Source organism: Acinetobacter sp. YH12049, assembly GCF_013419875.1.
GTDB classification, from domain to species: Bacteria; Pseudomonadota; Gammaproteobacteria; order Pseudomonadales; family Moraxellaceae; genus Acinetobacter; species Acinetobacter amyesii.
Genome location: NZ_VOZH01000040.1, coordinates 1 through 22,702, shown reverse-complemented (window position 1 = coordinate 22,702; position 22,702 = coordinate 1). Strand labels below are relative to the sequence as shown.

The window sequence follows — 22,702 nt, the reverse complement described above, 5'->3', positions numbered from 1 at the left end:
ATAAACTTCGAGTAATTTCTACCATCAATCAATGAAAATAATTTCGATCAATCAACCAGTAAAAATCCACACAAGTTGTTCTTCATAATCTCTTAATGATCTTCTTGTTGGTTCGTCACCAGCAAGCTAGGTCGGCTATATTACGCTTTATTTCTAAAGAGTCAACCAGCAATTCAAATTATTTTTAAACTTTCTTTCTAAAACCCAACTTAATCAATTCAACCAAGTCATTGTTTTATCAGAAGTTTTAATCTTCATCACCGCCGATGGATGTGCATTCTACAGCATTTCACATTCGTTGCAACACCATTTTTATGATTTATTTTACGCATGTCGCTTTTTTAAACACATAAACATTCTTTTGTATTATTATTGGGCTATATACGCCCTATTTCATATAATAAAACGTATATGCACCCAATTTTCATTCCATTTAATTTAAGACATTTTTGATTTCGTATGGTTGTTTTTAAAAAAACTGCCTATTTAATAATGGCGTGCTCCATTTCACCCATATTATATGCAGCTCCCACAGCAAATATTTTCACAACCACTTTCTCTATTTTGAGTTATGCCAAGTGGGAAACCACTTCACCCAAATTTTGTGTGATTAATAATTCAAGTTTAGTCAATGATTTTAAAAAACTTGCGCCAACCCACAGCACTTATAAAATTACAGCCATCAATGTAAATGACATCAAGTCTAGTCATTGCCAAGTTTTATTTTTTTCTAATCTATCAGCAAAAGAAGAACAAAGTATTTTAAACAACCATGTTAATTTCCCCGCCCTCTCTCTAAGTAGTAACAATAGTGAGTGTGAGTCTGGCAGTGCATTTTGTTTGTATAAAAAAAATCAGAGTTATTCGTTTAAAATTAATATGGAAAGCTTAACGCAGTCACAAATACATATTGATCCACGCGTTTTATTACTGGCGAAGTCATCGGAGTCAGCTGAATGAAACAACTCTACAACCCAATTACATTACACCAATTATTTACACGTTCGCAGCTCACCATCTTTGCTTTAACTTTTACGATTTGTTCTGCGATTTTTTTGGTTATTTCCACCTATACCATGCATACCTATGCAAAAAACAGCTTAACGATTTTATCGAATGCAATAAATGAACGCGTTCAACCTGCTGTGGTGTTTAATGACCAAACAACGATGCGTCAAATTTTAAACGAATACACTCGACTGTATCCCATTCGATCGATAGAAATTACTAACCATCAAAATGCCTCGCTCGCACATACTGAACAACAAGAAATTTCAACTTTTTCCAGCCAAGCGATTTTGGATTATTTCTTTTTTAGCCAACCGATTCGTTTAGATATCCATCATGATCAGAAAAGTTATGGTGAACTAATCGTATATGGAAACTCTTCAGATTTAGTTAGTTTCTTCCATAAAATTTTATTGGGTTTATTTTTAGGTTTTATTCTTTTATTGGCTACCGTATTTTGGTCGGTGAATTCTGTTTATCAATACTTAATGCAATCCGTTCGCTCTATTGTTGAATCTGCTCAGACCATTAGCATTAAGAAAGATTATAAAATGCGGGTTTCAAATTCCGATATTCAAGAATTACACGCGCTTAGTACCGCCTTTAATGGCTTACTCAGTGAAATCGAACAGTCGAATAAAAACTTAATTTCAGAAAATGACAAACTTATTCATCTAGCACGTCATGATGCATTAACCCAATTGCCAAATCGTAATTATTTTTATGAAAAGCTATTTGAACTTTTTGACTTACAAGCGAATGCTGCTGTGTTCTTTGTAGATATTGAAAACTTTAAACATGTGAATGACCAATATGGACACTTAGCTGGGGATGCAGTACTGCGTGCCTCATCACATTGTTTAAAACAAGCACTGCCAGATGATGCTTTCGTTGCGCGACTCGGTGGTGATGAATTTGCAATTATTATCAATCGCTTAAATTTCCTGACAGAACTCGAAGTCTATTGTCACAAAATACATGAATGCTATGGTTCCACATTTGTTTATGAGCAACATAATATTGCATTACAAGCTAATATTGGTGTGGCACTGATCCAAAATGCAAAATCGCCAGAAGATTTGATCGCAGATGCGGAACGCGCGATGTATGATGCTAAACTTTCGAATAATCATTGGTGCATTGCACTACACCGCCCCAACTCATAGGATTTGCTATGTTAAAGAACGCATTTAAAGTTTTATTTATACTTGCATTCACGGCCACTATGACAGCCTGCATGAGTTTAGGTAACTTAAGCTATAAACAAGCACGTATGCTTAAAAAAGAAGGTTTTGTCTTGACCAATGATGGTTGGACACTTGCCCTACCAGAACGACTTTTATTTGGTTTTGATGATTATCAAATACAACCTCACCAAGAAGGCAAACTAAATACCCTCGCCACTCAACTGATTAAATATGACCTAAACAAAATTAAGTTTATTGGTCATACGGATAATGTTGGACAAGCCAATTACAACCAACAACTGTCAGAAAAACGTGCGCAAAGCGTCGCAAACGTCTTTTTAAAGCAAGGTTATAACAGTTCAAATATTCAAATTATTGGCCGTGGTGCTGAACAGCCGATGGTTTCCAATGACACCGAAACAAATCGTGCCATCAACCGTCGTGTAAATGTCACCATCATCCCCTAAATAGCGGAATTTGGAAAAGCCACCTTCAGGTGGCTTTTTTATTTTTTATAAATTTCAGGCATAAAAAAACCGCTAAATGCGGCATCTTTTTCATAGTATTGCTTTTGAGATAAATGGTCGGAGCAGTAGGATTCGAACCTACGACCCCCTGGTCCCAAACCAGGTGCACTACCAGGCTGTGCTATGCTCCGCTTTCAACTTTAAAAGTTGGGGTGAATGATGGGATTCGAACCCACGACAACCGGAATCACAATCCGGGGCTCTACCAACTGAGCTACATCCACCATCATGTTCTTGCTTGTGAATAACCAATATAACGCATTTTAAATTACAGGCATAAAAAAACCGCTGTATGCGGTATCTTTTATCGACCGTTTTCTTTGAGAAAATGGTCGGAGCAGTAGGATTCGAACCTACGACCCCCTGGTCCCAAACCAGGTGCACTACCAGGCTGTGCTATGCTCCGAATTGGGGTGAATGATGGGATTCGAACCCACGACAACCGGAATCACAATCCGGGGCTCTACCAACTGAGCTACATCCACCATCACAACAAGTTTCAGATTCTAGTATCAGAACACCATTATAATGGCGCGCCTGACAGGATTCGAACCTGTGACCATCCGCTTAGAAGGCGGATGCTCTATCCAACTGAGCTACAGGCGCATTACCGATGACATAGACTATCACGCGATTTTTGCCTTGAGAAATTGGTCGGAGCAGTAGGATTCGAACCTACGACCCCCTGGTCCCAAACCAGGTGCACTACCAGGCTGTGCTATGCTCCGTTTCATCTCAGCTTTCGCTGTATCGCATATCGTGCGGTACGGTGTGCATTCTAGGCGTGACGTTGATTAACGTCAACACCTATCTTCAAAAAAACATAAAAAATCATTTCAAGCGATTATTTATCAAGCACTTTAATCATTTTTCAAGCAAAAATTAACGTTTTAAACTGGCACTGAAATTCAACATCCGATCTAAAGGCAATTTAGCACGCTCAGCCAATGCCGGATCTACAAAAATTTCCTGATCGCCTTTTTGTAAAACTTCCAGAATGCCATCCAATTCATTCATCGCCATCCAAGGGCAATGCGCACATGAACGACAAGTCGCTCCCTCACCTGCCGTCGGTGCTTCGATGAGAATTTTATTTGGTACAGCTTGCTGCATTTTATAAAAAATACCACGATCTGTTGCCACGATTAAACGTTCGTGTGGCAAGGTTTGTGCAGCTTTGATCAGTTGCGAGGTGCTACCGACGGCATCTGCAATATCCACCACAGATTCTGGTGACTCTGGATGCACCAAAACTGCTGCATCAGGATACAACGCTTTCATATTGGCAATACCACGCGCACGGAATTCTTCATGAACAATACATGCCCCATCCCATAGCAACATGTCTGCACCAGTTTTCTTTTGAATATAACGACCAAGATGCTGATCGGGTGCCCAAATAATTTTTTCGCCTAAACTATCTAAATGCTCAACAATTTCAACAGCACAGCTCGAGGTTACCACCCAATCTGCACGTGCTTTCACTGCCGCCGAGGTATTGGCATATACCACAACCGTATGATCCGGATGTGCATCGCAAAATTTGGTAAATTCATCGACCGGACAACCCAAATCAAGTGAGCATGTTGCCTCTAGAGTAGGCATCAGTACGGTTTTTTCAGGAGATAAAATCTTCGAGGTCTCCCCCATGAATTTCACCCCCGCAACCACCAACGTCGTTGCTTCATGATCCCGACCAAAACGTGCCATTTCAAGTGAATCCGAAACGCATCCACCAGTCAGTTCTGCTAACTCTTGCACTTCAGGATCGCAGTAATAGTGTGCAACAAGGACAGCGTTACGCTTTTTGAGTTCCGCTTTAATTAATTCAAACTTTTCAAGCTTTGCAGCTTCCGTTAAGTGATGCTCTTTAACATCACCCAAACGATCCAAATGCGCTTGTACAATTGATTTTGCTTCATTTGCAATTAAGTTGTTTGCATTATTCATCACAACGTCTTCTCTATCCTTAATGCCTGCTACTACACAGGTGCTTCACAACTGACCCATAAATATGGCACTTGGCTATTTTTTACCGGTCATTAAAAAGTTCCACTTATAAAAAAGCCTCACAACGGAGGCTTTTCAAAAACATCAAATATCTTATGAACGGTAATCTGCGTTAATCTTGACATAGTCATACGACAGGTCACAGGTATACACAGTATCTCGAGCACTGCCACGTCCTAAATCTACACGGATCGTGATCTCAGATTTCTCCATCTCTGCAGCCCCTGCTGCTTCGGTATAATCTGCTGCGGCACCACCGTCTTTACAGATTTGAATATCACCTAACCAGACCTGAATTTTTTCAACATCTAAGTTTGGCACACCTGCATAACCAATAGCTGCCAAAATACGGCCCCAGTTTGGATCTGATGCGAAGATTGCAGTTTTAACCAACGGTGAATGTGCAATGCTATAAGCAATATCACAACATTCTTGAGTATCTGCGCCGCCTTCTACCGCCACAGTAATAAACTTCGTCGCACCTTCACCATCACGGACAATGAGCTGTGCAAGACGTTTCATTACACGTGTTAACACGTCTAAAACAGCAGCATAACGTGAATCTGATTCTGAAGTAATTTCTACGCCACCAGCTTGGCCCGTTGCAATCAAAATACATGAGTCATTCGTTGAGGTATCACCATCCACCGTAATACGGTTAAACGACAGGTTAACTGTGGTTTTCAAAAGCTGTTGCACCAGCTCACGGCTAATGGGTGCATCAGTTGCCACATAACTCAACATGGTCGCCATATTTGGACGAATCATGCCTGCGCCTTTAGAAATACCTGTCATGGTATACAGGACGCCATCTAACTCAAATTGTTCAGATGCACCTTTAGGTGTTGTATCAGTGGTCATAATGCCCGTTGCCGCATCCAACCATGCATCTTCCTGCAAACTATCTAATGCGGGTTGCAAGCCTTGAACCAAACGATCAATAGGTAATTGCTCACCAATTACACCTGTTGAAAATGGAAGAACTTCTGTATTTTGAACACCTGTCAGTTCTGCCAGTTTCGCACACGTCGCCTCAGCATTTGCCATGCCGATTTTGCCAGTACCGGCATTGGCATTTCCGGTGTTAATCACTAAATAACGTGGATTACCTGCTAATAAGTGCGCTTTCGAAATATGGACCGGTGCTGCACAAAATGCATTTTGAGTAAAAACGCCTGCGACATTAGAACCTTCAGCAAATTCAAAAATGACAAGGTCACGTCGGTTCTGATAGCGCACATACGCTTCAGCCGAACCGATTTTTACACCTTTCACCACATGCATCTGTGGCATAGATACGTCACCAACTGCCATTTTTCAACGTCCAACTATATGAGTTATAAAAAATACAGCTTAGTGCAAAATCTATAAAAAATCGAGCAGAAGCACGGTTTTGCTGTAATTTTATTGTGGATTTCTTTTGCACATAAAAAAACCAGCCTTTCGACTGGTCTTTATCGCTGTTCGTCGTAAATTAGTTACGCGCCAGCTGAGTTGCTTCATCAAGAAGCACTTGTTTCGCTTTTTGTTGACTCGCAGCAGAAAGGGCTGGGTTTTCAGCCACAATACGGTCAGCATTCGCCGCATTGGCTGCTGCAATTTTCGCAGTTTGCAATACGATCGGACGATTTGGATTGGCAAAGGTATAACGAATACCCGTACGCGGGCTTGCTACAGTCACTTGACCGTCAGTACCAACCTGTACTTGAGTTGTTGTTGGACCAACTGCTTGTTGAACTTTCTCTAAAGAAGTCGTCTGAGGAGCGTTTGCAAAGGCAAAAGTTGGCAAAGCCAAAGCAGCAATCATGAACGGTTTTAGTACTTTTTTCATTGTCTTTTCCGTCTTACGGTTATTGATAGAAACTAAATAACATTTAATCTGCTGAACTGCAAATACTATTCAGGTCAGATCAGTAGTGTAAATAAAAAATCAGAGCCTTCGTGCTCTGATTTTTTTGAAATTAAACAATGTCGTTTAGATTTTACCGTGACATTGTTTATATTTCAGACCTGAACCACATGGGCACGGTGAGTTACGGCTTTCTGGCGGAACAATCACTTGCTCTGCAGGGGTATACTGCGCATCGATAACATCATTACCGTTGGCTTCAGCCAATAAATTATCAAAGTCATTGTGTGACAATTGAAGATTCATTGATTCTGCTTGAGCCTGTTTTTGAGCTTCCATTTCTGCAAGTTCTTCGGCTGTTGGCACATGAATACGAGATAGATCTGTCACGACATCGGACTTAATCACGGCAAGCATGTTTACAAATAAGTTAAAGGCTTCTTTTTTGTATTCTTGCTCAGGATTTTTCTGCGCATAACCACGTAAATGAATCCCTTGACGTAAGTAATCCATCGCTGCCAAATGCTCTTTCCAATGGCGGTCCAATGAATTCAGCATAAAGTGACGTTCGAGCATTGCAGCTGTTTCGTCACCCATTTGCGTACGACGTGAGCGGTAGTGCTGAAGAACTTCATCAGTAATACGTTCAACCAAAGCTTCTTCATCTAAACGACGATCTTGCTCTAGCCACTGTGAAATTGGCAGTTCAATCGATAGATCTTCACGAAGTGCTTTTTCAAGACCTTCAATATCCCACTGATCGTGAATAGATTCAGGTGGAATATATACTTCGATCATGCCTTTAGTCACATCGTGAATCATTGTTTCGATGTAATCTTGCAATGATGCTTCTTCAAGAATTTCATCACGTTGAGAGTAAATAATCTTACGTTGCTCGTTGTTTACGTCATCGTATTTCAATAGATTTTTACGAATATCGAAGTTACGTGCTTCAACTTTACGTTGTGCATTTTCAATCGAGCGTGACACCATTTTATGTTCAATGGCTTCATCTTCTTTCAGACCCATGGCACGCATCATCGCAACCACGCGATCACCCGCGAAGATACGCATCAAGTCATCTTCAAGCGACAAGTAGAACCGTGATACACCTGGGTCACCTTGACGACCCGCACGACCACGTAACTGGTTATCAATACGACGAGATTCATGACGTTCTGAACCAATGATGTGTAAACCACCAGAGTTCAACACCATGTCATGATTTTGTTCCCACTCAGCTTTTAAACGCGCTTCATCTGCTTCAGTCGGCTCTTCAATCTTCGCCAGCAACGCTTTCCAGTTACCACCTAACAGAATATCAGTACCACGACCAGCCATGTTAGTCGCAATGGTTACTGCACGAGGTGAACCCGCTTGCGCAATAATATCCGCTTCACGCTCATGTTGTTTCGCATTGAGCACTTCATGTTGAATACCAGCTTCTTTTAGCTTATCTGATAAAATTTCAGAGGCTTCAATGGTTGCTGTACCAATCAGGATCGGTGCAACACCCGCTTCATGAACACGTTGAATTTCTTGAATGATGGCGTTGTATTTACCTTCACGATTTAAATAAATTAAATCGTTTTGGTCATTACGAATCATCGGGCGATGGGTTGGAATCAGTACAACATCCAAGCCATAAATTTCTTTCATCTCTGCAGCTTCAGTATCTGCAGTACCCGTCATCCCTGATAATTTTTTGTATAGACGGAAATAGTTCTGGAATGTGGTGGTTGCCAAAGTTTGGTTTTCAGGTTGAATTTCCAAACCTTCTTTTGCTTCTACTGCTTGATGCAAACCTTCAGACCAACGACGACCCGGCATGGTACGACCGGTGTTTTCATCGACAATAATCACTTCACCATCATTGATGATGTAATGCACGTTGCGTTGGTATAGGTAATGCGCACGAATGGCCGCAGAAACATGGTGTACCAAGTTTAAATTAGCAGATGAATATAAACTTTCACCTTCAGCAAGCAAGCCCATTTGAATCAATTCAGCTTCAACAGTTTCATAACCGACTTCGGTCATTTCTACAGAGCGCTGTTTTTCGTCAATCCAGAAGTGACCACCATCTGGTACCTTCTCTTCTTTTTGTGCATGAAGTTTTGGTGGAATGCTGTTAATGGCAGCATACAACTGAGATGAGTCTTCTGATTGACCAGAAATGATCAACGGTGTACGTGCCTCATCAATCAGGATCGAATCGACCTCATCGATGATGGCATAGGTTAAGCTGCGCTGTTTTTTCTCAGCAGCAGAAAAAACCATGTTGTCACGCAAGTAATCGAAACCGAATTCGTTGTTGGTACCGTAAGTAATGTCAGCACGATACGCTTGAGCTTTTTCAGTTGGGTCTTGCATTGAGTAAATAATCCCAATGCTTAAACCTAAAAATTCGAATAATGGACGGTTTAATTCAGCATCACGCTGTGCGAGATAGTCGTTCACCGTAATCACGTGAACACCTTCACCACTAATCGCATTGAGGTAACAAGCAAGCGTTCCCATGAGGGTTTTACCTTCACCGGTACGCATCTCTGCGATCTTACCTTCATGTAAAGTAATACCACCAATCAGCTGTACGTCATAATGACGCATGCCCATGACACGCTTTGCAGCTTCACGACAAACAGCAAACGCTTCAGGTAATAATTTATCAAGGCTGTCGCCTTTTTTATAACGTTCTTTGAATTCTTCAGTTTTTGCAGATAAGTCTGCATCGCTTAGAACAGATATCGTCGGCTCGAGCGCATTTATCTTCTCTACGATTTTACGCATGCGTTTGAGTTCGCGCTCATTTTTGGTACCGAAGATTCCTCCGATCAGACTTGCCAACATGAATAGACTCTCTAAATCTTGCTTGTCAAATGAATATATTTTCTTAGTCGTTATTATGGTGCTAGAAATTCGAAGTACAAGGGTTTTGCACAAAAATCCCCTTAAATATTCTGCGCTCGGGTTCTAGCCCCGGAGACTTAAGGCAAGCTAATGTAACAAATTTTCTGCAGACAACATAGTGACTCTGTCGTGAGATATTTCGCATTTATCCCCCAATAAAACTGTTTTATATGAAATATATTCATAAAGAAATGAAAAAACACTATTTTTAATCATAAAAAAAATCCTTCATATTTATTTTCAAGTTAAACAAATTCAATAAATACGGGGATATTCCATGACGATTCGTTTAGGTGATACTGCACCAGACTTTACTCAAGACTCAAGCGAAGGCAGCATTCATTTTTATGACTTTTTAGGTGACAGTTGGGGCATTTTATTTTCGCATCCTGCCGATTACACCCCAGTCTGCACCACAGAACTTGGATTTACCGCAAAACTAAAAGATGAATTTAGCAAACGTGGTGTCAAGGCCATTGCCCTGTCTGTTGATGATGTTGAGTCGCATCATGGTTGGATTAATGACATTAATAATACTCAAAATACCACGGTCAACTTCCCGATCATTGCAGACAAAGACCGTAAAGTGTCTACCCTTTATGATTTCATTCACCCCAATGCCAGCGAAACATTAACTGTTCGCTCTTTGGTAATCATTGATCCCAATAAAAAAGTCCGTTTAATCATTACTTATCCTGCATCGACGGGCCGTAATTTCCATGAAATTTTACGTGTCATTGACTCTTTACAACTCACAGACAACCATAAAGTTGCAACACCTGCCAACTGGCAACAAGGTGAAGAAGTGGTGATTGTGCCGTCATTAAAAGATGAAGCGGAAATCAAACAACGCTTTCCTCAAGGGTATAACGCAGTTACGCCTTACCTTCGTTTAACGCCTCAACCTAAGTAAGTATAAAACGGAGCATTACGCTGTCCGAGCGAAAGATAAGAAGCTCTGCGGCGAGTGACCAAGCGAAGGTACAACTTTAACTAATTTTAAGCGCATGACCTGAGCCAACTACGGATCATAACCATAGTTAGTTTAATTTTCCCATCAGAACGAATTACGAGCCCGTTCTGGCATTCTCCAACCTGCTCATCTTCGGATGAGCTTTTTTTTGATTACAAATTCCTCTCAGGGATTAGATTGGTTAAACAACACAATTCCGTTATAACTAAGAAAAACTTGAAAACAACAAACCGTGATTCATCAAATTCATCATTTACATTGTGGTAGTTTTTGTCCAACGTGTGCCCCTTTATTTGGACAGAAAGGCTTTCGCGCACATTTGGTCTGTCATTGCCTGCTCATTGAAACTGATAAAGGACTGGTCTTAATCGATACAGGACTGGGCTTACAAGATTATTTACATCCACAAAATCGTTTAGGTCGGTTTATTTCACGCACAGCGCAGATCAAATTTAATCTGCAACTGAGTGCGATTCATCAAATTCAAAAATTAGGCTTTAAGGCTCAAGATGTTCAACACATTTTGTTGTCACACTTAGATTTTGATCATGCTGGCGGGATATCAGATTTTCCGCAGGCGACCGTGCATGTCTTAGCCAGTGAATATAACGCCACTCAAAATCTTCACAGCCTTAAATCACGACTGCGCTATCGACCACAGCAGTTCCAACAGCATCGTTATTGGAACTTTATCGAAAACATCGGGACGCAAGCATGGTTTAACTTAGAGCACACTGCCGGTCTATCTATTTTTCAAGAGGATATTTTAATGCTCCCACTTTTGGGACATACCGCGGGTCATGCCGGTATTGCGATTAAAAACAACCATCGCTGGTTGTTATATTGCGGCGATGCTTATTACTCACAGCATCAATTAAATCCAAATTTTCATTCGCGGGCCTTAAATCAGCTTGAGCGTTTATTTGCCACCGACAATACACAGCGACTGCACACACTTCATAAGATTCAGCAGTTAGCACAGCATCCGGACATCGATCTCATCTGCGCACACGACCCATTCGAACTCGCTCGCTATCAGAACACAAGCAATGACCGCTAAAATCCTGCCAATGATCCTCCTTAGTGTTAGCTTCACGGGTTGCATGACATCAAATCCATTACCGTTAAATGAACGTCCTAAGCATTGGGGAAAAGTCGTTCATCAACAGCATAATTTTTATCAAATCAGCCCAACTGTATTTCGCAGTGAACAACCTAATGCAGATCTCGCCCCTGTTCTACGAGAACAGCACATCGATGTGATCATAAATTTACGTTCACGGCATCATGACCCAGAACGCTTAAACAATGTCATTGATACGCAAAAGATTAAATTTGTACATATTCCGATACACACGTGGCAAATCGATCGTGAAGATTTACTGGCGGTGATGAAAACTATAAAAGTGGCTGAACAACAGCAGCAAAAAGTGTTAATCCATTGCTACCACGGCTCAGACCGTACAGGCGCGAGTGTGGCAATGTACCGTATTATTTTTCAGCATTGGTCCATTGAGGAAGCAAAGCGTGAAATGAAACAAGGTGGCTATGGCTTCCACCCTATTTGGAAAAATATAGACCGATTATTCAGCCCTGAAAATGTAAAATGGATTCAGCAGCAACTACTGAATCCATCTTATTAAAGGTCATTCCTCAAATAAACTTAGCGTTTATCGAGTGGTACCCAATCAATCACCCACGCCGATTTCATATTCAAACTTGCATCTGAATTGATCTTTTTACGTGTTGCGTCCGCAGCATCACGGTCCTTCGAAGGGCCAACCATAATACGAATGCCTTTAGATGTAGGACTCTTCGTCACTTTATAGCCTTTTGCACGTAATTTTGCAGCGACGGCATCTGCATTGGCTTCATTGGCAGCCAGTGCAACTTGTACCATCCATTGCTTATCGCCATTTTCCAACAGATCACGTGCTTTTTCAGCTTCAGCTTTTTTCTTGGCTTCTGCTTTACGCTTTTCTTCTGCCTTGTGTTTTTCTTCAGCTTTACGCTTTTCTTCAGCTTTACGCTTTTCTTCAGCTTGTTGCTTCACTTCGGCTGCTTTCTTATCCGCTGCTTTTTTCTCAGCTTCAGCATGTGCTTTATGTTCAGCTTCTTTTTGAGCATCCGCTTTACGTTTAGCTTCGGCTTTTTGTTTATCTGCTGCGATACGTGCCTGATCAGCCTTTTGCTGCGCCGACTGACTCTCTAACTTTTTTTGAGCCGCCAACTTATCCTCAGCTAAACGCTTTTGCTTGGCTTTTTCATCTTCAACCAATTCGGGAGGAATATTATCCGAACTTTGTTGAGCTGAACGATGTGCGTTTAAAGCCGCATATTCTTCTGCTGCTTTACGTGCTGCATCAGCCTCCGCTTGTTGTTGCATCGCTAAAAATTCTGCTGCACGTGCTTCTTGCTCCGCAACCGATTTTTCACGGGTACGTCGTTGTTCTTCGAGCAAACGCTTTTCAGTTTCAACATCAACAGTCAATGATGACATTTTACCCGCACCCTGACCTTGTTGCTCAACTTGAGCCATTTCAGGGGTTTGGCTTTGATTTTGATGTATTTCTTCTTTGCCTTTAAGTAAAAGTGCGGCCAGCAGTACACCACCACCTAATAAAACAACACCACCCATCCAGCGTTGTTTGTTATTCATTGACATTCTTCCAGATACTCCCATACCGCTTCTAAGGTATGAAATGAACCACATACCAGAATCAGCTGATTATTCTTTGTTTCTTCCAGCGCGGACTTAAAAGCTAATTGCACATTGTCATAATGTTCTACGACTTGATGCTGTAGTGCGCTATCCAATTGTGTGATAGATGCCGCACGTGGCACATTTAATTGTGCAATTTTCCACATTCTTACCGTATCTTTCAATAAGTTAACGACAGAATTTATGTCTTTATCAGTCAGCATGGAGAAAACGCTGATCACTTCTGTGTATTGTTTATTGTACTGGAGGAAATTTCGCAATTGCTTTAACAAAAATTCAACACCATGCGGGTTATGTCCCGCATCGAAAATCACCGTTTTTCCTGCAATTTCTCTAACTTCAAAACGGCCTTGTAACTTGGCATTATTAATCCCCTGAGCGATCGACTGCTGAGAGACCACCAAACCACTGGCCAATATTGCTGCTACAGCCGTAGAGATATTTTCGAGTGCCAAAGAACCCACGGGTAGTTTTAAGGTTGAACCTGAAGAGGCAAACATCCAAGATTGTCCGTCATCACTGTACTGATAAAAATAATCACGATTGAGTACATGTAAAGCAGCTTGGCAATCTTCTGCTTTTTGACGAATGGCTTCAGGCAGTACTTGCTGTCCACCAAAAATCACGGGAATATTCGGACGAATAATCCCAGCTTTCTCAAAAGCAATTTTTTCAATGGTGTCGCCTAACCAATCGGTATGGTCTAAACCAATATTGGTAATCACTGCAACATCTGGATCGACGACATTGACCACATCAAGTCGACCGCCAAGGCCCACTTCGAGGACCCATACATCGCAATGTTGCTGTTTAAAAATAACAAAAGCGGCCAAAGTGGTCGCTTCAAAAAAAGATAAACTTAATTCACATTCACGACGCGCCTGATCAACGGCCACAAAAGCATCAATCAGGGTTTGGTCGGCTACTTCAACACCTTGAAGCTTTACACGTTCATTGAATCGATATATATGCGGTGATTGGTATAGCCCCACGTTATAACCTTGGGCATTTAAAATCGCAGCCAAAGTGGTCGTGGTTGAACCTTTACCGTTTGTTCCCGCGACCGTCAGCACTTTCGCATCAGGCTGGGTTACACCGAGTCGTTCCGCAACAGGAATCACCCGTTCCAGACCTAAATCAATACCCGTAACATGAACATGGCTCCAATAATCGAGCCATGTGTTTAAAGAATCAGTTGCAAGTGGTGCTGTGTTCAAGGCAAGTTCATCAATTTCGCTACAATACGATAAACTGTATCACGTAATGCATGACGGTGGACAATTTGATCGACTACACCATGATCAAGCAAGTATTCTGCACGTTGGAACGGTTCTTCCAATTTTTCACGTACAGTTTGCTCAATCACACGCTTACCAGCAAAACCAATCATGGCTTTCGGTTCAGCCAAGTGAACATCACCGAGCATTGCCAATGATGCAGTCACACCACCATAGACTGGATGTGTCAGCACCACTAGATAAGGCAAGCCAGCATCTTTCATTTTTTGGATGGCAGCAGAAGTACGCGCCATTTGCATGAGTGACAACATGCCTTCTTGCATACGTGCACCGCCAGAGGCAGCGAAGCAAATAAGCGGTTGTTTTGCTTTAATCGCAAGTTCAGCAGCCTGAACAAAACGGTCACCTACAACAGTACCCATTGAACCGCCCATGAAATCAAATTCGAAAGCAGTCGCAATCATTGGAATGCCTTTCAGCGTTCCTTGCATTACCACTAAAGCTTCTGTTTCACCGGTTTTTTTCTGCGCTTCAGACATACGGTCTGGATACGCTTTGCTATCTACAAATTTAAGTGGATCTTTGGCTTTAAATTCTTGTCCCAATTCTTTTTGTACTTGGTCAAAGAACCAGTTCAAGCGATCACGCGCTTTCATTCGCAAGTGTTCATCACACTGCGGACAAACGTAGGCATTAAATGACATCGCAGTACGAGTCACAAGTGCATGACACTCAGGACATTCAATCGTCGGCTCAGTAAATGTCGCCTTTAATGCTTGCTGTTCATCAGGTACATGAATACCTGGTACCGCACGCTCTGTCCATGGCGTAGATGCGCTCAGAATTTTGCCTGTTTTTGCGTCTTGACTCATACTAACTCATCGAGCGCAGCTCGAAGCTCCTTCACTTTATTCACTGTTTCGATTACAGCTTGTTCTGGCGCTAAGTTTGCAAATTGTTTAACAAAAGCACTACCTACAATCACCGCATCTGCAGCAACACCCATGGCTTTCGCCGATGCTGCATCACTAATACCAAAGCCAACGCCGACAGGTACCTGAGTATACGATTTGATTTTTTGAATACGTGCCGCAGCTTCAGCAACGTCTAAAGTCGCTGCACCTGTCACACCTTTCAAAGAAACATAGTAGATAAATCCACTGGCTTGTTTCACCACATGCTGAATACGTTCATCAGTGGATGTTGGCGCAAGTAAGAAGATTTGATCCATGTCGTATTTTTTCAATACTGCATCTAGATCTTTTGCTTCTTCTGGTGGAAGGTCCACCAAGAGCACGCCATCTACACCGCATTCGTGTGCATAGGCAACAAACTTTTCATAGCCGATTACTTCAACAGGGTTTAAATAGCCCATCAGTACTACCGGTGTTTCTGTATCGTTTTTACGGAACTCTTTCACCATGTTCAAGGCATCTAGAGTATTGGTTCCTGCAGCAAGCGCACGCTCAGCGGCAAGTGCAATAACAGGACCATCCGCCATTGGGTCTGAAAATGGAAGACCTAATTCGATCACATCTACACCTGCCTCAACCATTTGATGTAACAAAGGTACCGTTACTTGTGGATGAGGGTCACCAGCCATAACATAAGAAACCAAGGCCTTACGCTGTTGAGATTTAAGCGTTCCAAATCGAGTGGCTAAACGTGACATAGGGTTATACTTTCCTTGAATGAATCAAAACTATGATGTGGGTTTTGTCGAAATACAAGACATCGCATTGTAACGCTATTTTTTACCCATTGAACAGGGCATACAATCCTCAGTCGGCATTTCTCATGCAAACATAATTTTCCAGAACAACCCGAAAGCATCATTTACCGATATTTCAGTTTTTTTCACAATGATCAAAGATGCCTAATTTTAGGATCTGGCAAAATTATAAGGTTTTAGATTAACTTAATTTTATCATCAAAAAAATGTTAAAAATAACAGGCTTAGCATTTACATTTTAATTTTCCTTAAATTGCAAAACCTGCTTTATACTAGCCGCATACTTTTATTTTTTTATCTCCTATGTCCTCCGATTCACAAGTGAAAGTGCCTGCTCGGGCATTTGCACTGCTCCCGCTTATTGTTTTTCTGACCATTTTTTTGGGCAGCGGTATTTACCATTCCATCATTGGAACTGAGTTTGCGTTCTATCAAGTGAAAGCCCCTGTCGCTGCTCTTCCTGCGATTGTATTGGCAATTTTGCTCTATCGCGGCAAGATAAATGACGCGATTGATACCTTTATGAAAGGTGCCAGCCACCCGAATTTGATCTTAATGTTCATGGTCTTTATGCTCGCTGGTGCTTTTGCCAGTGTCAGCAGTGCCATCGGTAGTGTTGATGCAACAGTGCAGTTGGGACTATCGGTGGTTGCGCCTGAGTTCGTACTGCCTATGCTGTTTATTATTGCGGCCTTTATTGCCACAGCGATGGGAACCTCCATGGGTACCATTGCAGCCTGTGCACCAATTGCCTTTGGATTTACTCAAGTCACCGAAATTGAAGTGGTGTATGCCATTGGTGCTGTGGTCGGCGGTGCTATGTTTGGTGATAATCTGTCGATGATTTCAGATACCACCATTGCTGCAACGAACAGTCAAAAAGTTCAGCTTCGCGATAAATTTAAGGTCAATGTCTGGATTGCTGTTCCTGCATCGATCGTCAGTATCTGTATCTATTTATTCATGAGTCAAGGCTCACAAGCGATTGAACACAAAGCTTATAATGCTTGGCTGATCTTGCCGTATTTAGCCGTATTTATTTTGGCCTTTTCACGTTTGCACGTGCTTGCTGTACTGACCATTGGTGTCTTGTTATCTGGTTTGATTGGGTTGGTCATTCAACCTGAATTTAACTTCTTAAGCTTAAATAATTCTATTTATGACGGCTTTACCGGCATGTTTGAAGTTGCCCTGCTTTCTATTTTCTTGGGTGGCATTTCTGCGATTATGCAAAAAGAAGGCGGTTTAGAATGGCTGATTCAACGTATTTACAGCATGACACGCTGCTTTAAAGTTGGTGCCGAACGCGCGGGTGAAATTGGTATCAGTTTCTTGGTGAGTTTCTCCAACCTATTTGTGGCAAACAACACTGTCGCAATTATTTTATCTGGTGACATGGCACGTGAAGTCGCGAAAGAATATGGTGTAGACCCTAAACGTGCTGCTGCGCTCTTGGATATTTTCTCTTGCGTAGTCCAAGGTCTCATTCCTTATGGCGCACAGCTGTTACTGGCTTGTTCGATCGCAAAACTTTCGCCTGTGGAACTGATTGGTAGTGTGTATTACTGTTGGATCTTGGCGATCTTTGCCATCCTTGCCATTTTACTTCGTTATCCAAAATTAAAAGCTGCGGCATAAGCTTGGCTTAAAAGAAAAGCGGTCGTTTGACCGCTTTTTTTAATGTTGTTTGAAAGGCTTTTCTTGACGAGCAATCTGCACGTTTTATTCTAATTTCAAAGCTTTTTTCCGCGCCAATAATGTCTCTCCGCTATATGCCTTAAAAGCACGTGCCAAAGCAGACTGATCTGAATAACCTAGCTGTAAAGCGATATCTGTCAAATGGGTTTGTTGTGAAAGTAGATATTCACAGCGTTTCATCCGTTCAAGCTCCAAAAGCCGTTTAAACGAGGTGTCTTTCTCCTGTAACTGTCGTTGCAAGGTTCTGACTGACAGATGTAACTCCTCTGCTAACCACTCTATTTTAGGGGCTTGCTGTTTTAGTTTGAGATGATCAGCGATGCATTGTTGCATCTGTTGAATTGGATCGGCATGTTGCGGACGAGCGGCGATCGCCTCTTCGGCTTGGCGTAATAACAATTGCATCAGTGACGGATCAGCAAGTTCTGACTTTAAATCCAAACTATCGGCATGAATCACAAATGAATATTTAAGGGTCGAAAATTCCATTTGGCAGCCATAAAATTTTTCATAGTGATAACGAGCCATCCGCGCTGCATGGGCAAAATGAATGCGGAGTAACTTTAAAGAATCTGGAAAAATTTGCTTGGCCAAATGTGCCATACAGGCCATCGTCAATTCATTCACCAAAGCATATTCATCATCATGCTGTGGCCAAGAAAGTATAATTTGATGATCTTGATGGCTCATATTCATCGGCACAATTTGCGCCCCATCAATCACCAAACGACTAAACCGCATCACATATTGCAAAGCATCTGCAACACTATTACTCAGTGTCGCCATATAACCTAACACCCCAAAATGCTCCGCACGAATATACTTGGCCATTTCAAAGACCAATTGCGGACAATCCAGATGCTGCTGAGTCAGTTGCATGATGCTGTTAAAAAAAGAATTCGGCGATTGAGAGTCGATCGGCAAAGACAGCACATGCTGAATTTGCGCAGCATACGGCGCAATCCATTCGAGCTGTGTATAGTTTAATTCACGCTCAATTAAGACCATATTCCACAATTGGAAGTAACCATTTGGGATCTGAATTTCAGCCATCACGCCCCTCTTTCTGACCTGCCAATTCTGACATTTTATATTTTCATCATGGCGTAAAATGTATAAAAATTGGCAATATCTGTCAAAACAAAGTGCAATTTCTCCGACATACTGCAATCAACACGACTCGCACAGAAAAAATATCATGAATGCTATCGTCAAATATCAAGTCGAACCTATTGTTCGCACAAAGCTGAATTTTAAGTTAGAAGAAATCCCGCGCTATTGGTTTGGCGGGGACCCCTTTTTAACACGTATGTTTGATGCCTTGAGCCTGACCTTTCCTGATGGCGAGCGCTATTTTATTGAATCTGTACGTCTGTTCCGCAGTCAAATTCAAGACCCTGATTTACAACAACGTGTCGCTGACTTTATTCGTCAAGAAGCGCAGCACGGTATGGCGCATGACAAAATGAACATGTTAATGAAACAACAAGGCATGCCTGTCGATGCGTTCATTAAACGTCTAAATAAAATTTTTAAATTTGAACTGAGCAAACGCTCACCTGAATACAACATTGCCATGACGGCTTCTGCCGAGCATTTGACTGCGCTGATGGCTGAAACGTTCTGTAGCCAAAAGTCCGTACTAGAATCTGCGCATCCTTATGTCCGTGCATTATTTATTTGGCATGCGATAGAAGAAATGGAACATCGCGATGTGGCTTTTGATGTGATGAAAGATGTGGCTAAGGTCGATGAAAATTTAAAAAAATTTACTTTGGTCTGGACCAGTGGATTGATGCTTGGCTTCACCTTATACCGTGCCAATGTGATGCTGAAACATGACGGCTTTAGCTTCACTGAACGTTTAAAGTTAAATATGAAAGGCTTACCATGGTTCTTTGGTAAAAATGGCACCCTCACTCGAATGAGCAAACCTTATCGAGATTGGTTTAAAAAAGACTTTCATCCGAGTCAGCATCCCATTGTGCAAAATTATGATCTCTGGTTAAAAACTTATGAAGAAACCAATGATCCAATTCAAGCTGCGGAAGTGTTTTGGCAAGCTGCAAAATAAAAACTGAATAAAAGAAGCCGCATCGATTGCGGCTTTTTTTTATAGGCTTAGACTTACCATTTGGCATAGTGCTGCTCAAGTAAACCATATTCATTTAAGAATACAATTTCTTCACCATCACGTTGAATTGTACCGCTAATTTTTGCCTGCCATTGACTGAACTGACTGCCAACCAGTCTTAAATTCAGGTTTTCATAGCGCCGCCAACCTGTGGTGACGATCAAATTTAAGCTGTTGTCTAATGAACTAATATTCCATTGATTATCGCCTTGTTGCTGAAACAGCACATCAGACATGGCATATAGATGTCCATTGACCCAAAGGCAATTTTCATTGCCAAAGCTTTCATTTACACCAGAGGCAAGATTGATCCCAACACGTCGATTTTGGCTATCCCAAAAGTTACACGACAGCCAAAACCATGCGGTTTCAGGACGAAGAAAACCACAGGTATCATCCAAAGACACCAATGTCCGGTCATGGAATTGAATGGTCTTGCCTTGCTTATTGATAAAGAAACCTTCACAGCCCAACGTCGTCAATTTTTGAGTATAGGTCCAACCATTAATCCCTGTAGGGCTACACATACTCAGCGGATCAGTCCCTGCACAAAACACTCGAGCACTCAGTTTGAGTTCACCATGTTTCGACATTTGAATGTATCGCACACCATTGGCATGTTGAATATCCAGTTGAATCCCTGACTTGATAAAATGACTCTGATTAAATAAAGGTTGTTCATCTAAAACGGTATTGCGTGATAGGAAATTAATCGAATTCCATTCCAATACTTCATTCGTAATATGATCATACACATAGACAAAACCGTGCCCCGCCCACGCGATATCGGCGATCGCTAGACCAATCGTATAATGTTCATGCTGAATACAACAAAATTTAAATTTTTTATATTTTAAACGCTTACGCCAACCTTCAAGTCGTTTTCCATACGGTGTCTTATATTCATACTTACTTAAATCGATGCGATTGGGAAGTTCACTAAAACGCCCATAATGCGGCTGTCCATTCGGCCGTATTAAATCCATATACGCCATTCCATTGAGGTTTAAGGTCTAAATCCTGAATGTTATTATGCCTATTATTTAACGCCTGAAAAGACAATCCATCTGATTTCAGGCGAATATCACAAAAAAATATAAAAGCTGACATTTCAGCTCTTAATCATCACAAATGTTCATTTATTAAGATGTAATCATTTTTCCATGAATTTTGCTGGCTATGCGACGTTTCAACCAATTCGATATAGCGCCCATAGACATGATCAATCGCAATACAATCATCAACATCTAGGGTCCGGTCGGTATGTTGTTTTTGCCAATGTGACTCAAAAAAAGCCTTGCCCCTTTGTTTTGCGACACTAGCGTTTTGTCCTGTCACCAAAACATAACGATGTAATTCACCAAATTCGCGGGCATCATATCCCCCGAGATTAATCAGCCATAATTTTTCATCTTCAGCTCGAGGCGCGGCATCACAAAATTGGATGCGATAATGTCGATTTTCAGTGCTGACTGTATGTACTTGTGCCCAAGCATCAATATGTAAGCCTTTTTGCTCCCCAAACCATGCCGTTCTCAGTTGTGGATAAACCTCTTCTAATGCGTTACCCACTGCAAGAATGACGTCATGCACTTCGATATTTGCTCTTGCATGGCGTCCGCCGAGCATCACCATAAATAAACTGGACACAATCTCCCCCCTATTTTTGACTTCAACTGCCCACATAGGGCTGAAGCAATTTCAATAAAATCACGCCGCCTAGCGATAGTACCGCATTGTTAACGAAATGAATGAGTAAGACATGCCAAATGTTACGCGTCCACAAATAGATCAGATTGAGAAATAGACCTGCCGCCATAAAACTAATGGTCGCAATCAAATTGCCATCAAAATTATGATAATGAATCAAGCCAAATAAAATTGAGTTCAGCAAGATCAAAATCACTCGCCACAGCCACGGCTGTACAAACAGCTTTTGCAGCAAGGTATAGCGGAAAATAATATCTTCAAGCAAAGCGGTAAATAACGGCCCAAGACTGATGATCAGCAAGCTGAAAAAGGCAATCGTATTGGGATCAATGGTCGATTCTTTTTCAATGCTCTCACCAACAGGCAACAGACTGCGTGTAAAAGAAATTACCACTTGTAAAGCGACTGCACCGACAACCACCAACAGGCTTGAACGCCAAAAAGCCTGTTTATACTTTTGCCAGTGTGTATACAGCATCGTTTTATAGAGCCAACATACGGCAATAAATAAAATACCGCGAAAGATCGAATCACCCAAAGCAACCTGAGCTGAAACACCAAAAAATTGGTCTAAGACATAACTGTTGAACAAGATCAACGGAAGAATGCACAGCGCAAAAGTATCACGCCATTGCCAAGAAATATGGGTGGGAAAGGATTCAGCACGAACCAATTGGGTAAACGTCATTGTTATAAAGTCTTTCTAAAGCGATAAAATTTGCGCAGTATTGTGATTTATTTCACACTTTTATTCTGCATCTGTTTTGTAGAGATTTGCCTCAATAAAATTTTCAGCCAAAAAAAAATCGCGCGGAATTGCTTCTGCACGATTTGATATTTCAGAATATATAACCTCTCCCAAACCCTCTCCTTAAAGGCATAGGTATCTACACATTTTTTATAAATTGAATGCGATCTGAGCAATCGCATTCAGCTCATCAGACGAATACTCTGACAACAACTGAAGAGTGTTCAATAGTATTGAAAGCCCTGCCAGTATGGCA

The 22,702-nt window shown here is 41.5% G+C and carries 20 protein-coding genes and 6 tRNA genes; 8 read left to right on the top strand and 18 right to left on the bottom strand.

The features are described from left to right. Positions 1-459: 459 nt before the first annotated feature. Genes FTU05_RS14605 through FTU05_RS14595 form a run of 3 tightly spaced genes read left to right on the top strand, consistent with a single transcriptional unit; the run spans position 460 to position 2,662 of the window. Entirely contained in the window at positions 460-960 is a 501-nt protein-coding gene (locus FTU05_RS14605; RefSeq protein ID WP_180035852.1) for a YfiR family protein, read from the top strand. Beyond that, a complete protein-coding gene (locus FTU05_RS14600; protein ID WP_180165839.1) occupies positions 957-2,174 on the top strand; it encodes a diguanylate cyclase domain-containing protein in 1,218 nt (405 codons plus the stop codon). The genes FTU05_RS14605 and FTU05_RS14600 overlap by 4 nt, the downstream gene beginning before the upstream one ends. 8 nt (positions 2,175-2,182) lie before the next feature. After that, positions 2,183-2,662, top strand: a complete 480-nt coding sequence (locus tag FTU05_RS14595; protein WP_180005407.1) for an OmpA family protein — start codon at positions 2,183-2,185, stop codon at positions 2,660-2,662. Positions 2,663-2,776: 114 nt separating this feature from the next. Here the strand turns inward: FTU05_RS14595 and FTU05_RS14590 are convergent. The 10 genes from FTU05_RS14590 to secA form a co-directional block, all read right to left on the bottom strand. Further along, positions 2,777-2,853: transfer RNA gene (locus tag FTU05_RS14590), tRNA-Pro, on the bottom strand. Between the two features lie 17 nt (positions 2,854-2,870). Further along, positions 2,871-2,946: transfer RNA gene (locus tag FTU05_RS14585), tRNA-His, on the bottom strand. 105 nt (positions 2,947-3,051) lie between these two features. Next, a tRNA-Pro gene (locus tag FTU05_RS14580) sits at positions 3,052-3,128 on the bottom strand. A 3-nt stretch (positions 3,129-3,131) separates the two neighbouring features. After that, positions 3,132-3,207 (bottom strand) — tRNA-His (locus tag FTU05_RS14575). A gap of 44 nt (positions 3,208-3,251) precedes the next feature. Next, positions 3,252-3,328 (bottom strand) — tRNA-Arg (locus FTU05_RS14570). A gap of 45 nt (positions 3,329-3,373) precedes the next feature. Beyond that, positions 3,374-3,450, bottom strand: a tRNA-Pro gene (locus tag FTU05_RS14565). A 154-nt stretch (positions 3,451-3,604) separates the two neighbouring features. Next, positions 3,605-4,672, bottom strand: a complete 1,068-nt coding sequence (nadA, locus tag FTU05_RS14560) for a quinolinate synthase NadA (RefSeq protein ID WP_078191211.1) — start codon at positions 4,670-4,672, stop codon at positions 3,605-3,607. A gap of 153 nt (positions 4,673-4,825) precedes the next feature. After that, positions 4,826-6,046 (bottom strand): bifunctional glutamate N-acetyltransferase/amino-acid acetyltransferase ArgJ, encoded by a 1,221-nt coding sequence (gene argJ / locus FTU05_RS14555; RefSeq protein WP_180165837.1) that lies wholly within the window; start codon positions 6,044-6,046, stop codon positions 4,826-4,828. A 160-nt stretch (positions 6,047-6,206) separates the two neighbouring features. After that, positions 6,207-6,563 (bottom strand): hypothetical protein, encoded by a 357-nt coding sequence (locus tag FTU05_RS14550; RefSeq protein WP_078194125.1) that lies wholly within the window; start codon positions 6,561-6,563, stop codon positions 6,207-6,209. Between the two features lie 144 nt (positions 6,564-6,707). Beyond that, on the bottom strand, positions 6,708-9,431 hold the full coding sequence (gene secA / locus FTU05_RS14545; protein ID WP_180165835.1) for a preprotein translocase subunit SecA: 2,724 nt from the start codon (positions 9,429-9,431) through the stop codon (positions 6,708-6,710). A 337-nt stretch (positions 9,432-9,768) separates the two neighbouring features. Here secA and FTU05_RS14540 point away from each other — a divergent pair, with 337 nt between their 5' ends. From FTU05_RS14540 to FTU05_RS14530, 3 genes are all read left to right on the top strand, one after another. After that, positions 9,769-10,404: a peroxiredoxin gene (locus tag FTU05_RS14540; protein WP_180011744.1), complete on the top strand. Its 636-nt coding sequence runs from the start codon at positions 9,769-9,771 to the stop codon at positions 10,402-10,404. 292 nt (positions 10,405-10,696) lie between these two features. Then, complete coding sequence (locus FTU05_RS14535) at positions 10,697-11,524, top strand: MBL fold metallo-hydrolase (RefSeq protein WP_180165833.1); 828 nt, start codon at positions 10,697-10,699, stop codon at positions 11,522-11,524. Further along, a complete protein-coding gene (locus FTU05_RS14530) occupies positions 11,514-12,107 on the top strand; it encodes a dual specificity protein phosphatase family protein (protein WP_180165831.1) in 594 nt (197 codons plus the stop codon). The genes FTU05_RS14535 and FTU05_RS14530 overlap by 11 nt, the downstream gene beginning before the upstream one ends. 20 nt (positions 12,108-12,127) lie before the next feature. On the opposite strand, the gene FTU05_RS14525 is transcribed toward FTU05_RS14530, so the two are convergent. From FTU05_RS14525 to trpA, 4 genes are read right to left on the bottom strand one after another with little or no spacing between them, the layout of a single operon-like run. Then, positions 12,128-13,123 carry an SPOR domain-containing protein gene (locus FTU05_RS14525; protein ID WP_180165829.1) on the bottom strand — a complete coding sequence of 332 codons (996 nt, stop codon included), beginning with the start codon at positions 13,121-13,123 and terminating at the stop codon, positions 12,128-12,130. After that, positions 13,120-14,403, bottom strand: a complete 1,284-nt coding sequence (gene folC / locus FTU05_RS14520) for a bifunctional tetrahydrofolate synthase/dihydrofolate synthase (protein WP_180009058.1) — start codon at positions 14,401-14,403, stop codon at positions 13,120-13,122. The genes FTU05_RS14525 and folC overlap by 4 nt, the downstream gene beginning before the upstream one ends. Beyond that, positions 14,400-15,296 carry an acetyl-CoA carboxylase, carboxyltransferase subunit beta gene (accD, locus tag FTU05_RS14515; RefSeq protein ID WP_180005414.1) on the bottom strand — a complete coding sequence of 299 codons (897 nt, stop codon included), beginning with the start codon at positions 15,294-15,296 and terminating at the stop codon, positions 14,400-14,402. The genes folC and accD overlap by 4 nt, the downstream gene beginning before the upstream one ends. Further along, positions 15,293-16,096: a tryptophan synthase subunit alpha gene (gene trpA / locus FTU05_RS14510; RefSeq protein WP_078191221.1), complete on the bottom strand. Its 804-nt coding sequence runs from the start codon at positions 16,094-16,096 to the stop codon at positions 15,293-15,295. The genes accD and trpA overlap by 4 nt, the downstream gene beginning before the upstream one ends. A gap of 363 nt (positions 16,097-16,459) precedes the next feature. On the opposite strand from trpA, the gene FTU05_RS14505 reads away from it, so the two are divergent. Beyond that, positions 16,460-17,794 (top strand): Na+/H+ antiporter NhaC family protein, encoded by a 1,335-nt coding sequence (locus FTU05_RS14505; RefSeq protein WP_180165827.1) that lies wholly within the window; start codon positions 16,460-16,462, stop codon positions 17,792-17,794. 84 nt (positions 17,795-17,878) lie between these two features. On the opposite strand, the gene FTU05_RS14500 is transcribed toward FTU05_RS14505, so the two are convergent. Next, on the bottom strand, positions 17,879-18,907 hold the full coding sequence (locus FTU05_RS14500) for an AraC family transcriptional regulator (RefSeq protein WP_180165824.1): 1,029 nt from the start codon (positions 18,905-18,907) through the stop codon (positions 17,879-17,881). 145 nt (positions 18,908-19,052) lie between these two features. Between FTU05_RS14500 and FTU05_RS14495 the strand changes: the two genes are divergently transcribed. Beyond that, complete coding sequence (locus FTU05_RS14495) at positions 19,053-19,928, top strand: metal-dependent hydrolase (protein WP_078191325.1); 876 nt, start codon at positions 19,053-19,055, stop codon at positions 19,926-19,928. 53 nt (positions 19,929-19,981) lie between these two features. Here FTU05_RS14495 and FTU05_RS14490 read toward each other — a convergent pair whose 3' ends face one another. From FTU05_RS14490 to FTU05_RS14480, 3 genes are all read right to left on the bottom strand, one after another. Further along, positions 19,982-20,974 (bottom strand): DUF2804 domain-containing protein, encoded by a 993-nt coding sequence (locus FTU05_RS14490; RefSeq protein ID WP_180040652.1) that lies wholly within the window; start codon positions 20,972-20,974, stop codon positions 19,982-19,984. A 139-nt stretch (positions 20,975-21,113) separates the two neighbouring features. Further along, on the bottom strand, positions 21,114-21,638 hold the full coding sequence (locus tag FTU05_RS14485; protein ID WP_180165822.1) for a DUF1543 domain-containing protein: 525 nt from the start codon (positions 21,636-21,638) through the stop codon (positions 21,114-21,116). 22 nt (positions 21,639-21,660) lie between these two features. Next, on the bottom strand, positions 21,661-22,386 hold the full coding sequence (locus tag FTU05_RS14480) for a CPBP family intramembrane glutamic endopeptidase (RefSeq protein WP_180165820.1): 726 nt from the start codon (positions 22,384-22,386) through the stop codon (positions 21,661-21,663). Positions 22,387-22,702: the final 316 nt, after the last annotated feature.